Consider the following 15,904-nt stretch of genomic DNA (forward strand, 5'->3'; position numbering starts at 1 on the left):
CTAAAATAATGACCTCTCTAGGACTTTTTAACGTGTCTTACAGGAAGTATATGGTTGCTTTTACTTTCCGATACAAAAAGAAGAAAAAATATTCCCCAACAAATCATCCGTAGAGATTTCGCCAGTAATTTCACCCAAGTAATTTAAAGCGTGGCGAATGTCCATGGCTAAAAAATCGTTAGAAATGCCAATTCCCAATCCTTCCAAAACAGCATCCAAAGACTGTAGAGCAGATTGAAGCGCTTCGTAGTGGCGAGAATTAGAGACAATGCTACTATCCTGTTGCAATTGCCCAGAAGCGACCAAGTCAAAAAGCAATTGTTTGAGCTGGTCAATTTGCGTTTTGTCCTTGGCAGAAAGCGATAGAGTAGTGTATGGCGTCGTCAAATTTTGTGTAACTTTTTCTAGAGTATCGTTCTTTTCAAGAGAGGATGGAGCTTGATTTTGAGAATGCAAATCTGCTTTGTTGGCAACAACAATGATATTCATATCCGCTGTCGCCAATTTTTGAAGATCAGCTTGTGCCTCTAAAGGGCTTAATGTCGTTTGGTCGTAGACGTAAATTAGAATGGCAGATTTGGCAACCTGTTCCAACGTTTTTTCGACCCCAATAGCCTCTATTTGGTCGGTTGCTTCTCGAATGCCTGCGGTATCAATTAAGCGATATTGAACCCCTTGAATATTGAGTATTTCTTCGATGGTATCCCTTGTTGTTCCCGCAATGTCAGAAACAATGGCTCGTTCTTCATTGAGCAGAGCGTTTAGAAGCGTTGATTTTCCTGCATTGGGGCGACCAGCCAATACCGTATGGACGCCATGTTTGATGGCATTGCCCAATTGAAAGGAATCTAAAAGGCGCTTGATAATCCGAACAATTTGTTGAACGAGTTCTTGCAGTTTTTCTCTATTGGCAAATTCTACATCTTCCTCACCAAAATCCAATTCTAGTTCTATCATGGAGGCAAAATGAATTAATTCGCTTCGGAGCTCCTTAATTTGATCCGAAAAACCTCCCCGCATTTGAGACAAAGCCAATTGGTGTGCTGATTCAGATTCGGCAGCAATTAAATCAGCCACAGCTTCAGCTTGAGACAAGTCCATTTGACCATTCAAAAAAGCACGCAATGTAAATTCCCCTTCTCTAGCCATTCTAGCACCTTTGCGAATAAACAGTTCAATCAGTTGTTGCTGAATATAACGAGAACCATGACAAGAAACCTCTATAACATCCTCCTTTGTGTAAGAATGTGGGTTTTTAAAAACAGAAACTAAAGCTTGATCAATGATTTTATTTTGTTCATCGCGAATATATCCCAAATGAATCGTATGAGAATCAACTTGTTGTAAGTCTTTAGCTTGAAAGACTTCATTGGTAATTGAGATAGCTTGGTTGCCAGAAAGGCGGACAATTCCAATAGCGCCACTACCAGCAGGAGTAGCTAAGGCAACTATAGTGTCTTGGAGATCAATGAAGTTGTACAAAGTGAAGTGTATTATAAATAAAGAACAAGGTATCGATTTTTATAGCTATTGAATGGTCTTCTATACCTTGAATAAATGAAAAATAATTCAAGAACAAAGTTAAAACTAAAAACTTAAACTAGGAATGAATTGCTCTAAAAACAATGGAACGCCAATTTTGTACGAAGTACTATTCTTTCCATTCAATATAGGTAACCTTCAAGTTTTCAATACGAATTTGAACCCAAGCCTGTTTGTTCGAGCCATCACTAGTCTGGTAAGCAACTTTTCTATAGACTGTTTCATTGTTTTGGTAGCCTAGGTTTTGGTATAAATTATCCCCTTGATGGTCATAATACTCGTCTTCAAAGGGACCCGAATTATTGGGTCTATCTACGCCGACCAATAAACCATTTTTTTTGTCCAGGAAATCATTGATTACAGCATGAATAAGTTTATTTTTTTGACCATTTCTATACAACGAAAAAGTCCCTAGTATAGCAATCAAGCCCAGTACAAAAAATCCTACTTCCATTCTTATTTAAATCGGTTTAATACTTTTTATAATTTTGTCTAGCACCTTATTATTTTTTTGTAAGGTTTGCTCATGTCCCATCCCCAAGACCAATAATACATTTTGTGGACTATCTACAATAAACACTCCTAATTGGACTGGACTACCATTAATGCTACCTTCTAATTCAGATACAACTCCCATCATCCCATTTAACTCTATAATTTCGGGTTCTGTCGTAATATTAGGCTGTGTCAATTGAGTCTGAATAATTGCTTCCAACTCAATTAGGGCTTCTTCTATTTGATCAGCTTCCATGATAGAAAACGTAATTGATAGAGAACCATCATCATTTTGCAATGTTGCTACTTTATCTTCCTCGTCTATTTGCCACTCATTGGGATACCAAAATTCGACTTGAGCAGCTTGATAAGTGTATAAATTGCGTTTGATTTGAGCCTGCAAACCAGTATTCATTAGTATAAAACTAAACAAAAAGATACAAAAAAAAGTTTTCATTGGTATTTTTGTGGTGGACTAAATTTTAAGATATTATCATAACAATGATTGAACGGAATGTATGAGAAGCGAACTATGCTGCTTTTTTTCTTCATCAAAAAAGCAAAACAGAGGTTACGCGTCTTTTGATGATAGGTTAGATAAAGGAAAAAAGGCTATAGCAAACCAATTGTTTTATTCTTAATAAGAATTACATTCGTGATAATCATTAATACATAGCCAATAACACAAATTTTATTCCTATCGTTTTAGTAAGTCGATATTTTATTGAAGGATGATTGTTTGTAGTAATTGCACTGTTAGCTATTGTCTTTAAGTATTCAACCTTATTGATCAATCAATAAGGTTGAATTTAGCCATAATGGGAAAGCAAGTGCTTGCCAGCTAGAATGAAATGGTGGAAAGTAATAAAAGAGCTATTGTTTTACAAAAGTAGATCCATTTTGAAACCATTGCCAAGCAGTAGACAGGATGTCGTCAACATTATATTTTGGCGTCCAGCCCAACAGTTTGTTTGCTTTTGAGTAGTCAGAATAGATGGCCGAAACGTCACCTGCTCTACGAGGACCAATTTTGTAATCTAATTTTTGCCCAGTCGCTTTGTCAAAGGCGGTAATTAATTCTAAGACAGAAATACCTTTCCCTATGCCTACATTAAAGGCTTCACAATTAGCATTATTTTTATTGTTAAGCAAATATTGTAAGGATTTTGTATGCGCATTACCAACATCCATAACATGGATATAGTCTCGGATGCAGCTACCATCTCTAGTGTCGTGATCATTGCCTGTAACCGTAAACTGATCTCTAGCTCCTGTTAATGCTTCCATCAAAATTGGAACAACATTGTAGGCTCCCGCTTGAGGAATTTCTCCCATCAAACCACTAGGATGGGCACCCGCAGGGTTGAAATAACGCAATAAGATGCTATTAATGTTAGGATTGGCAACAGAAAAATCTTCAATAATTCTCTCCGCCATTTGTTTGGTACTAGCATAAGGACTTTCTGCTCTTGACATAGGAGTGTCTTCCGTTACAGGTAGAACAGAGGTGTTGCCATAAATAGAACAAGAAGAAGAGAATATAAAGTTAGGAATCTGATACTGATGAATGCAAGTTAATACATTGAGCAAACTGTTTAGGTTGTTCTGATAGTATTTTAATGGTTCTTGAACCGATTCAGGCACACTTTTGTATGCTGCAAAATGTATGATGCCGACAATATCTTGATGTGATTCGAAGACCGTTTTAATGGCTTCTAAATTGCAAAGGTCAACAGCATAGTTAGGAATCGTTTTACCTGTAATTTGGGCAACAACATCCAAAATTTCAGGATTAGATCGGACATTGTTGTCGATAGAAATTACATCAAAACCATTTTCTACTAAATCAATAATGGTGTGACTACCAATATAACCACACCCACCAGTTACCAATATTTTAGACATTTCTAAAAGGTATCAATTTTCTTGTAAACAAAAAATTTAAGTAATTACTAAACAGGACACAGTGTATTCAATACATGCAAATACTATATAGTATTGCTAGTTCGTTGATTTTTACCAAAAAGATAAAAAAGTACATTCGTAAATTAAAACAAACTAAAGTAGGGAATGTGCTGCGAACCTGTAAGAACCTAAATTATATTTTAATAATGGATTACTTGTCGTGTTACTTACTTACTAATTTCTAGTGAAAAGTTACTAGGACATCCTTGCTGGGTTCTACAACTGCTCATACCTACTACCATGGCGATTGCTAATAAAACCACAACTATTTTCTTTGCAGCTAATTTCATACTTGAACTATTTTATTTATTGTGTTAATTGATTTGTCTGGGAATGGTTTTAACGAAGTGTTGGAGATGGGCTACCAATGAGGACAACCGCAACCAGCTTTACAGCCTGTCATTCCAACAACAAGCACCAAGGCAACAAATAGAACTAAAAGCTTTTTTGTATTTTTCATAGTCTTTACAATTTTATACACTTAGCTGCATGAAATAACATTTTGAACAACTAAGTTAAATTTTTTTTATTAAAAAGGCAGGTTTTGTGGTGTAGAATCCAAATGATTGCTGTAAAATTACACAGTTGTAATGATGAGTTAATCTAGTTATGATAAGTAGTTACTCTTTATTGCGAAGCTGTTGTGTCTTGTTATTTGTTATCAATGATTGTGTCTGCCCTAACAAGCACCCAATGCTAAATGTTCGTAATATTACCAACAAAAAGTATCCCACTTTGTCCTCTACACGAAGTGCTATTGAACTATTATTATAATTAAATCTTTTGGAAACATCTAAAAATATACTTGTTGCTGTTTTGAATTGGGGATTAGGACATGCCACTCGTTGCATTCCAATTATTGATGAATTAGAACAACAAGGCGCCAATGTTGTTTTAGCTTCTGATGGAGAAGCATTGATCCTTCTTCGTCAGCAATATCCCCATTTGAATACGATTGAATTACCTACTTACGGTATTCACTACAAGGGGAGCAATATGTTTTTAAACATCTTACCTCAGGTACCCAAAATTCTAAGAGCAATACGTTTAGAACGTAGAAAGTTGAATTCTATTATCAAGGAATATAAAATTACGACAATTATTTCTGATAATCGCTATGGAATGTATCACCATAAAATTCAGTCTATTTTTATAACACATCAACTTAATATTCAGGTTCCCAATCGATATATAGAAGCGTTTGTAGCAAAGTGCAATCATTTTTTCATTCAAAAATTTAATGCTTGTTGGGTGCCAGATTATGAATTAGAACCTAATATAGCAGGGGATTTAGCACACAAAACTAGTTTAAAAAATATCGCTTATTTGGGACCATTGTCTAGATTGTCTAAGATGTCAAAACGCCCTGCCCGTCAAGATGTAATTGTTGTTTTATCAGGTCCCGAACCACAACGCACGTATTTGGAAGAGAAAGTTATAAAACAAGCCACTCAATTGCCATATCAGTTTTTGATTGTTGGAGGAAAACCCAAATCAGTAGAGGAAAAACAATTGGCTGTTAATATTCGATGGCAATCTTTTTTAGATTCGGATGCCTTACAAATTGCAATTGAAGAGAGTAGAATAGTTATTGCTCGTTCAGGTTATAGTACCATCATGGATCTATTGACCTTAGGTTGCTCAAAAGTTCTATTAATTCCAACACCAGGACAGACAGAGCAAGAATATTTGGCAAGAAGATTAGCCCAAAAAGGATTTTTTATAACTCAACAACAAGCCAATTTAGATTTGAAACAAAGCATTGATTCTTTGGCGAAAAAGGAATCTAAACCTTTTATCAAATATACACCAAAACAATTGGGAAATATAATTTCAAGCTATATAAAATAGAGCAATTTTAATATGTTTTTAGACTTGTGATAGAAACATTTTTTTATTGTAAAAAAAATATTAAAGCCTTGTGTTCAAGGGATTTCTACTCTATCTTGTGCCCGAAAAATAGAACAGATTCAACAAGGTAAATTTGTTTTGGCAAGAATGGTTGTTTTTTGGCAAGAACTACACTTCATCTGTTTGAACTTTCGCATAAATTTGCACCTCATTAATCAATTAATAGAGCTAACACGTTTGTCAATCAGACGTCTTTTAATTATTTTTTACAATCCCCCTTTGTATGAAAAAGTTATTTACACTTCTTTTTTGTTTGTACACCACCATTAATCTTTTTGCACAACCTGGACATGATTATTACTGGGTCGGAACTAGTTCCAATACAGTGCAAGGTAGTGGAGAATGGACCGATTTGAACTCATGGAGACTCGACAGTTTAACAGGAGCAATTCCATCGCAAGTCCCTATTTCTAATAATAGTGTGTATTTCATGGCAGATGCTTTTCCAACGACATTAACTGGATCAGATTCTGTTGTAATAACAGTAAGCAACAATGCCAACTGTGGTACATTTTATTGGGATACAAATATCCCAACATTGGCTAAGAAAATTGCCTTTCAGACCAATACTTTAGGAGTGACAGGTCCTTCAAGTATCAATCTAGACGTATATGGAATTTTTCAGTTGCCATCTACAGAGAAATTAGATTTTGATTTCAACGGTTCTTTGCGTTTTCGTTCTCATGATAAATTAGCAACAATCCAAACCAATGGGCACAAATTACTGGTAAAACAAGTGGTATTTGAAGGAAGTGATACCACAGAATTTCGATTGTTAAGTTTTTTGTACATAGATGATCCCAAAGAATACCACTACAGTCGACGATTAGATATAGACGGAGGGTTTTGCTACTTTTATAGGGGGTATTTAAATTTTAATGGACAAGATGCGATATTAGATCGCTTTGATGCTTATCGTACTAGTTTTTCAGCGCGACAATTGAATATAGCAGGTTCCCACATTCAACTAATTGGTCATGCAGATTATGTATGGATATGTAATTTTAATACAGCAGGAACCAATTATAGTTTCTTTGATGCAACAGGATCGCATATTTTGGTCAAAGACCCACAAGAATTAGCCTATGCACAACAACTTTGGTTGGGTGATGTGAATTATGATACCATAACAACAGATGTTCGTTACTATACTTATTTAAGACGTAGCAGTCCAACCATTCAGCATTTATTTTTGCATAATGACAATTATTTTTATGACAACTTAAATGCAACTATTGAAAATCTTTATCTATATGGTGGACATTTTTATCGTTTTAATCATCGCTCACCTAAAATTACAGTAGAAAATGTTTTTGTAGATTCAGATTGCGACGATTTTGCAGTGATAATGAGTTGGCAAGGCACACCTGGGAAAATTATCAAAAAAACACCAGGGAAAACATTGGTATTGGATAAAGTAATCCTAAATGGAATAGAGGGAGATGTGAGTAATGGTCAAAGTTATGTTGCTAATAATAGTATTGATGGGGGAGGGAATACGAATTGGACAATTAATAGCCCCACGGCTAGAAGAATGCGTTTTCAATATAGCAATGCAACCGCCTCAACGCATTATTGGCACAACATTTTGAACTGGCAAGAGTGGAATGGGACAACTTGGGTTGCATCAGGATGTCTACCAACACCAGCCGATGATGTGTATTTTGATGGCACTTCTTTCCCTGTATCAGGCAATCATAGGATGAGAATTGATTCGATGGCTTATTGCCACGATATGCGTTGGTTGTCAGGAATAGACCATCGAATTCAGATGTATCCGCAGTTATATACCAATCAAACGACACAAGCACTAAATATATTTGGAACGCTTGAGCTAGATGAAGATATGAGTGTGCGTTGTATTGGTCGTAATTTCAATTTGTGGGGGGCTGATCCAGATAGTATTATTACAAAAGGAGTCTATGTATACCCTACATTACAATTACAACCTTATGCCAATTATCATGTTGTAGATACCTTGGCAGCTCGATTGTTGCAAGGCTTGGTTAATTCTTACATTCATGCCGACAACATTACCATGAATTTAGGACAGTTGTACATTCATCAGCGTCAATTTGATAGTGTGGAATGTCATTTGACTTACCACCGTGCCTATCCTTTTAGAGATTATGGCGGTTACCAACATGGTGTTTCTTATACAGGGACAACTACCTTTCATTTTTGGGGAAATAACAATTATTCGAATTGTAGCAATGTAACCAATGGTGATGGAAGAATCTATCTATATGGATCTTCTTGTGGGAATTGTACTGGTGCACAACCAGCAGCACATTTTCCAAATACAGTTTTTCATAGCCAACTATATGGTTTGGCGCATCATATGACTGTTCATGGTGATTTGACGATGTTGGAGGATGGAAATTTCCACTACTGGAATAGTAATCCTACTTATTATACACAAATAAGAGTATTGGGAGATCAGCCCAATGGACCATACAATGGTGATATGAATTTAACGGCAGGCAAAGAATACGTCTTTGATTCATATCGTTCTAATTATTATGCTCCTACGCATGCAAATGCAGGTTTAAATTCTAAAATAGAGGTCTTGGGAACATTAAATGCAGTTGGTGATTGTAGAGAACCGATTACGATTCGAACATTTAATGGAAACCCAATGACATTGAGTGTGGGAAGTTCCAATGTAGAGTATGCTTTTATCCAAGGAATGGACAATTCGGGTAACCCTGTTATCAATGCAGTGAATTCTGTTGATGGAGGTGGAAATTCTGCGATTAATTTTACGACTTCTCCGACAGCTACAACGCTATATTGGAGGGCACATTATGGTGATCCTGCTAATTTTGAAGGAGATTGGAGTGATCCAGGGCATTGGACCAGTAATCCTGCTAGTTTGGTAGGGGATAGTGTTTGTATCCCTTCTAGTGCTGATACCGTTGTTTTTGATGCGTTATCATTTTCTGGAACAAGCAATAGTTGTTTTATAGAAGGAGCTGCATTTTGTAAAACCATTTGGGTTAAAGCCGATATTCGATTGGCGAGTCGTAGTTTTACCGCACCAACAGGCAATCTGTTTATCAATGAAAGTTTATTGATTGATCTACCAATGACGCAGTATGATTATACGGGCAAAATAACGTTTATTGGAAGTGGAGGTATTGTTAAAACAAGTAATACAACGTTGATTAATAGCTATCTTACGTTTAGAGGAACAAATGGTGTTTGGGATTTGGTAGATGATTTTACACTGCAGAATGTTCACCGAGCTTGGCATGGTATCTTAGAGTTAAAAGAAGGAACCTTGAGAACCAACAATCACACGCTTAATTTGTATAATGCATTTTACTCTTATGGACAATCAGAGCGAGAATTAGACTTGGGAACATCTACTGTAAATATGCACTGTTTGGGACGTAATCCTGATAATGGTTATACCAATGTTTGGTTTATTCCCAATGGCCACCGCAATATAGATGTGAAAGGAGCCAATAGTACGATTAATTTTTATGATAATAATATAACCGCTTACAACTTGCGTATGTACATGGGGTACGACTCTTTAACTTGGCGTACGGTAAGAAACAGTGGTAGCTACGATGCCAATAGAATTCAATATGGGGTAGTTAACTTTATGGGAGCTAATGAGATTTCTAATATTACAAGTTATGCAGATTATCAACACCTCAATTTTTTAGGGACTGTTTACTTGAGAGGAGATAATTTGATGGATAGCATCGAGTTTGCAGGAGGGCATTTTTATTATTTATATCAAAATACAGAGCAACACCTCAAAGCCCCTCATGGACGAATTATATCCAATGGTTCAGGAACTAATTTTGTTAATATAGAAACCTATCCAAGTAGCCGAAAATCTTATTTCCACAAGGAGTGGGGCGATCATTCGTGCTTGGATTTTGTAAAAATAAAAGACAACGAAGCGACACGAGGAATCAACCCTAATACAGGTACGGCAGATAATGATCTGTTTTTCTATACAGGAACCAATAGTGACAATATCAATGGAACGGCTACAGGTATTTGGAACTTCTCGTTGTTATTTTCTACGCATACTGCACAAGCACCAATTGTAACGGTGTGTGATGGACAAGATAGTGTTGATATTACAGTTGCTATTACAGGAAATGATTTTTATGATATTCGTTACAATTGGTACGATAGCTTAGGCAATACAGGAGCCGATACCATTCAAGTAAACGATGATGACAATGACCCCAGCACACCTTATATCTTTAGCCTTCGTCGTCCTGTCGTTGCTTCTGGATTTTATGCCTTTGATATTGCGACTTATCGTTGTGACAACCGAACTGCTCCAGCGATAGATACAGCTTGGGTGTACAAAAATGTACCGAATACTTTAGTAGAGGTAGACCGAACTGCAAGTTGTTATCTAACCAATGCAGGAACATGGGTTGATTTTTACGATGATATTGATGCCAAACCAATTTTATCCATACAAGATTCTTTAAATGCTGGTGATGCAGACTCGTTACAAAATGTAGATGTATCTGTATTTTTTGAATCATCGGTACAGTACTATGCTGGTCGCCCTTATCTGCCTCGCCATTGGAAAATTACTCCTTCTAACAATGTGGGAGCTAAAGTACGCTTGTATTTTACTCAGGCAGAGTTGGATTCGTTGTATGTCAAAACGTTTCATGGAGTTAATGGGATGGCATTTGGTCCGAGCGATGCTTATTTGGAACTTTGGAAATTTGATGCAGTGCCACATATTAATGCGGCGATAGGATCTAGTGCACCAACTATTGTTCCGCATACGGTTATTCCATTGACAGGAGCCAACCGAAAAGCATTGACTTCTACAGCAGCTGTTTTAGCAATAGAGTTTGAAGTAGCTTCTTTTTCTCATTTTATTTTAACTGTTCGAGAACCTGTTTTATTACCCATAGATTTATTGAGCTTTGATGCCATTGCTAACGATCAAAAACAAGTCGATTTAACATGGGAAGTAGGAACAATTCAAGACTTAGATTATTTTGAGGTATTAAAAAGTACTGATGGTCAAGAGTTTGAATTTTTAGAAACAGTGTTGGCAAGCAATGCGTTGCATTATCAAACAACAGACAAAGCACCACAAGGAGGTTATAATTACTACAGGTTGCGTATTTATGAAACAGATGGAAGTTCTTACTTATCATCTATCCGAGTTGTTGACCTTCCTTCAACTCAAATTTTAGAGGTTTATCCGAATCCAATAAGAGAAGAGAACTTAACCATTCGTTTGTCTTCAGAAACAAGTCAACCGTTAATGGTAGAGTTGATTAATCCTCTAGGACAAATTGTACAAACGAGCCTACAAACAGTAGATAAAGGACAGAATATCTTCACATTAAATACTCAACCATTAGAGCAAGGTATTTATATTCTTAGAATTCGTCAAGGGCAAGTTTTAGTCGGGCAACGAAAAATATCTAAATTAGAATAACATTTCTACCGAATAGTAAACCTTATACCAATTGTTCTTTGACGATTTTATTAGAATGCCAACAAAATTCTAAGAATTGTCAAAGAACAATTTTATCGAAGAGCACCCTAAATGGGGCTCTTTTTGTGTTTTAGAGATAAAGAGTAGTGCAAAAAGAAATATAGTTTACTTGTTATTTTTTTGAACGATTACTTATATTAGCTAACAACGTACTAAGGCGTTTCTAAGTGATAACTGACACACAATCTTATATTGTGCACTCAAACTATACATTGTCCTAAAACAAGAAATCAATGAAAGCATTACTGTTGTTATTATCTATACTGCCAGGATTATTAATTGTATTGTATATCTATTGGCGAGATAGACACGATAGAGAGCCGATTATATACCTAACAATTTGCTTTGTTTTTGGGATGTTTAGTACTTATCCTGCCATCAAGATGGAAGAGTTTGGTATGCGAGATTTAGGAATCTACAATGCTATCAACGATCCGTTTATGACCTTTACTTTTACGTTTGCAGTAGTAGCCTTTAGTGAGGAGTTTGTGAAGTATATCTTTTTGCGATATTATATTTTCCCCAAAAAAGAATTTGACGAACCCATGGATGGAATTGTCTATTCTGTGATGATTAGTATGGGATTTGCAACCCTTGAAAATATTCTCTACGTAGTTGTGCGAGCTGCGAATATAGAAGTTGCCTTTCAGATTGGTTTGTTGAGAATGATCACCGCCGTACCAGGACATGCTATTTTTGCGATACTAATGGGATATTTTGTTGGTTTGGCAAAATTCTCAGAAGAAAAAGGCAATTTGTATTTGGTAATTGGTTTGGTGAGTGCCATTTTGCTACATGGAACCTATGATTTTTTTATTTTTATGCAAATGAAAGAATTCCTAGTTTGGTTTACCTTAATCTTTGGAGTTTTATCTTCTTTAATTTTTCTTCGCAGACACTCTAATAATTCTCCTTATGCAACAGGGAATAGCACCGAAATTGATTTAGATGCTTTTGACAAAGAGGAAGATGGAGGCATTTGAGGAACGAAGAACAAAGGCTTTTTACATTTCTAGTTAATGAGGCATAGCATTTGCATGGATATATTGTATAGAAAAAAATAGTACGCCTAATTTTTTTCTTATAGGCAGAAAATCAATATTTTATTAGACCCCAATCGGGGATCTAACTGCCCCCAAATATTATCATATCAATCAATAACAAAGAAGTAATATCCCCTTATATATGAATCGTAGAAATTTTCTTAAATTGTCTTCAACAGCCTTGAGTGCTGCTTTATTCTCTAATCCTTTAGACTTGTTAGGAATGCCAATGAATACCCCTAGTTTTACCAAAGCAGATTTTGGACCTGATTTTAAATGGGGAGTGGCAGCTTCTGCTTATCAAATAGAAGGCGCTTGGAACGAGGATGGGAAAGGTCCTTCTATTTGGGATACCTTTACACACAACAAACCCCATAAAATACGAAACAAACATAATTCGGATACTTCGTACAACTTTTATCATAATTATAAAGAAGATATTGCACTAATCAAAGCACTCAATTTTGATGTTTTTCGATTTTCATTTTCTTGGTCTCGAATATTTCCAGAAGGTATCGGACGTGTAAATCAAAAAGGAATCGACTTTTATCATCGAGTGATTGATCGTTGTTTAGAAAAAGGAATTGAGCCTTGGGCGTTGATGTATCATTTTGATCTGCCCCAAGCTTTAGAAGACAAAGGAGGTTGGGCAAATCGAGATATCATCAATTGGTTTGATGAATACGCTCAAAAAGTAACCACAGAATATGGGGATAAGGTAAAAACTTGGTTTGGACAGAATGAACCAATTGGCTTTACATTAGGAGGCTATTTGGCGATGTATCATGCCCCAGGTTATTTTGCCCCTCAAAAATTTTTGAAGGCTATTCATCATGCCTTGATGTGCCAAGCATCCTCTGGACGGATTATGCGAGAGAATGTAAAGGATGGTCAGGTTGGAGCAGCGCTTTCTTGTGCATATGTAAGCCCTAAAAACCAAAAAAAGAAACACGTAGAAGCGGCACATCGAATGGATATTCTCCTTAATAGATTGTGCATTGAACCTCATTTGGGGTTGGGTTACCCAACGGAACGCTTCCCGTTTTTAGATAAAATTCACCGTTATGTTCAAGAGGGCGATTTAGAAAAGTTGAAATTTGATTTTGACTTTATAGGCTTACAAAACTATACACAATTTGTTGCTAGGCATGCTTTGCTGCCTTGTGTTTGGGCCTTTGAGCAAAAGCCAGAAAATAGAGGGGTGCCACCAGAAATGATTACAGAAATGGGGTGGGAGGTTTGCCCAGAAGGTATTTACAAAATTATTAAGCAGTATGCTGCTTATGAAAATCTTCCTCCTATTATGATTACAGAAAATGGCTGTGCCATGCCCGATAAATTGGAAAATGGGCGGGTACACGATACACGTAGAATTGAGTTTTATAAGAGCTATCTAGAACAAGTGTTAAAGGCTAAAAATGAAGGGGTAGATATAAGAGGATATTTTGCGTGGACGATTATGGATAATTTTGAATGGGCAGAAGGTTTTGATCCTCGGTTTGGGTTGGTTCATGTCGATTGGGATACTCAAAAGAGAACGATAAAAGATTCTGGACTTTGGTTTCAGGAGTTTTTAAAAGATGAACTGTACGACTAGATGTTTGAGGAGGAACCTAAATTTTACATAGAGCAAAATTGGGGCGTGTTTTGGGGGCGTTTTATCAACAATGCGTTTCATAAGCATTATGCTATTCAATTGAGCTTTGCCGAAGAAATGCCAGTACAAGTGATGACAACAGATGGGCATAAGCATATTTATGATTGTACATTGGTCAAAAGTAACGTGACGCATCAGCTGGTTTGTAATGGGCGACATTTAATCCTTTTATTTAGTCCAATTACTTCTATGGGACAATTTCTTTCTCAATTGAGTGCTGATGACGTAATTTTATTAAAACACTCTATTGCAGAGGAAGTTCAATTACTTTTGTCCCAATTAGTTCGCCGTCAAATTGATTTTAAAAAATTTATAGAATTAATTAAGATTCGTTTAGAGCAATTTAATGGTGCTTGTTTGACGCAACGACATTTAGTAGATGAGCGGATAGAGCGTGCTTTATCGTATCTCGAAGCGAATAAGAATAGAGTCGTTCCTCTTGCCGAAATTGCCAAAGAAAACTTTTTGTCTCCGAGTAGGTTTCTACACCTGTTCAAAGATGTCTTGGGAATTACTTATCGTAGGGCGCAGCTATGGATTAAAATTTGCCATTCATTCGCCTACCTTCAAAAACATAGTATTACAGATACTGCTTATCAATACGGCTTTGCGGATAGTGCCCATTATTCCAAAGTATTTAAACAAAACTTTGGCTTTTCGCCTAAGTTTTTAAAAACAGCCCTTCGCGAAGAAATACCCAAATAGAGAATAGCCATTTTGTACATGTTTTCTCTTTTTATTCATCGGATATTTGTGTAAGAATTATAGTTTGATAACACAAGTTACACGATTGTCATAGTGATAATATCCCAACGAATTCTATTCTGTTGATATGGCGAATAAGTAGCAACAAATGAATAAAAAATGAAATACACAGTTGTACTGACACCTCAAATGCAAAATACGTTATTGCGCCCTACTCGTATTTTGGATTATAATCACCCATCTATACAAGCATTAATTGCTCAACAAAATTGGAATGCATTGGATACGATCAACAAAGTAAAGTCTATTTATAACTACGTGCGAGATGAAATTCTGTTTGGGTATAATACCAGTGACGATATTAAAGCCTCTGAAGTTCTGAAAGATGGCTATGGGCAATGCAATACCAAATCAAGCTTGCTAATGGCTTTGTTGAGAGGTGTTGGAGTGCCGAATCGAATTCATGGCTTTACAATTGATAAAGCTTTGCAAAAAGGAGCCGTTCAAGGCTTGTGGTATTGGTTAACCCCACAAAATATTCTGCATAGTTGGGTAGAAGTGTATATCGATGGAAGCTGGTATTTTTTGGAAGGCGTTATTTTGGATAAAACCTATTTAGGAGCTTTGCAAGAGCAAAATCGGGATTGTTCAACTACTTTTTGTGGTTATGGAGCTTATACAGATTCGTTTCAAAACCCTCCTATTGACTGGAATTTAAATCACACCTACATTCAGAAAAAAGGCATCAACCAAGATTTTGGTCGCTTTGATACACCCGATGCGTTTTATGCCAAGCACCAACAAAAACTAGGAAAATTGAAAGAATTGGTCTTTCAACACGTAGTTCGGCATACTATGAATAAAAATGTACAGAATATACGGAAAAGGAAAAAGTAGTTGTTTTTTGGGGAATTGAATTTGATGGAGTAAGGAGCAATCAAGTTACTACATTTCCAAATCCATTTAGCTACGAAACCACCATCAAAGTAGAGAGTCTACGAATTAAGAGATGATGGCGAATTGTTGAATAACTTCTACAAGAAAAGTGATGGTTCGATAAATCTTTGTAAGCATTTTTTG

10 protein-coding genes are annotated in these 15,904 nt (G+C 36.2%); 6 read left to right on the top strand and 4 right to left on the bottom strand.

The genetic code is table 11. The features are described from left to right. Nucleotides 1-60: 60 nt before the first annotated feature. From mnmE to galE, 4 genes are all read right to left on the bottom strand, one after another. Nucleotides 61-1,482, bottom strand: coding sequence for a tRNA uridine-5-carboxymethylaminomethyl(34) synthesis GTPase MnmE (gene mnmE / locus CG11_RS01125; protein ID WP_052592261.1), 1,422 nt, complete (start codon nucleotides 1,480-1,482; stop codon nucleotides 61-63). A gap of 169 nt (nucleotides 1,483-1,651) precedes the next feature. After that, the gene (locus CG11_RS01130) at nucleotides 1,652-1,996 is read right to left on the bottom strand and encodes a hypothetical protein (protein ID WP_052592263.1); all 345 of its coding nucleotides are present in this window, start codon (nucleotides 1,994-1,996) and stop codon (nucleotides 1,652-1,654) included. Nucleotides 1,997-2,002: 6 nt separating this feature from the next. Further along, on the bottom strand, nucleotides 2,003-2,494 hold the full coding sequence (locus CG11_RS01135; protein ID WP_052592265.1) for a hypothetical protein: 492 nt from the start codon (nucleotides 2,492-2,494) through the stop codon (nucleotides 2,003-2,005). A gap of 416 nt (nucleotides 2,495-2,910) precedes the next feature. After that, nucleotides 2,911-3,942 (bottom strand): UDP-glucose 4-epimerase GalE, encoded by a 1,032-nt coding sequence (gene galE / locus CG11_RS01140; protein ID WP_052592267.1) that lies wholly within the window; start codon nucleotides 3,940-3,942, stop codon nucleotides 2,911-2,913. An 843-nt stretch (nucleotides 3,943-4,785) separates the two neighbouring features. Between galE and CG11_RS01145 the strand changes: the two genes are divergently transcribed. The 6 genes from CG11_RS01145 to CG11_RS01170 all read left to right on the top strand — a co-directional run bounded on the left by CG11_RS01145 (nucleotide 4,786) and on the right by CG11_RS01170 (nucleotide 15,721). Then, nucleotides 4,786-5,853: a glycosyltransferase gene (locus CG11_RS01145; RefSeq protein ID WP_052592269.1), complete on the top strand. Its 1,068-nt coding sequence runs from the start codon at nucleotides 4,786-4,788 to the stop codon at nucleotides 5,851-5,853. 283 nt (nucleotides 5,854-6,136) lie between these two features. Then, nucleotides 6,137-11,359, top strand: a complete 5,223-nt coding sequence (locus CG11_RS01150) for a T9SS type A sorting domain-containing protein (protein ID WP_052592271.1) — start codon at nucleotides 6,137-6,139, stop codon at nucleotides 11,357-11,359. A gap of 293 nt (nucleotides 11,360-11,652) precedes the next feature. Continuing rightward, entirely contained in the window at nucleotides 11,653-12,402 is a 750-nt protein-coding gene (locus CG11_RS01155; RefSeq protein WP_063832981.1) for a PrsW family intramembrane metalloprotease, read from the top strand. A 202-nt stretch (nucleotides 12,403-12,604) separates the two neighbouring features. Next, nucleotides 12,605-14,059: a GH1 family beta-glucosidase gene (locus CG11_RS01160; RefSeq protein WP_197043754.1), complete on the top strand. Its 1,455-nt coding sequence runs from the start codon at nucleotides 12,605-12,607 to the stop codon at nucleotides 14,057-14,059. Beyond that, nucleotides 14,060-14,824 carry an AraC family transcriptional regulator gene (locus CG11_RS01165; protein WP_052592273.1) on the top strand — a complete coding sequence of 255 codons (765 nt, stop codon included), beginning with the start codon at nucleotides 14,060-14,062 and terminating at the stop codon, nucleotides 14,822-14,824. Between the two features lie 159 nt (nucleotides 14,825-14,983). Continuing rightward, nucleotides 14,984-15,721 carry a transglutaminase family protein gene (locus CG11_RS01170; protein ID WP_081909425.1) on the top strand — a complete coding sequence of 246 codons (738 nt, stop codon included), beginning with the start codon at nucleotides 14,984-14,986 and terminating at the stop codon, nucleotides 15,719-15,721. Nucleotides 15,722-15,904 lie beyond the last annotated feature (183 nt).

It is taken from the genome of Aureispira sp. CCB-QB1, from assembly GCF_000724545.1.
Lineage (GTDB): Bacteria > Bacteroidota > Bacteroidia > Chitinophagales > Saprospiraceae > Aureispira.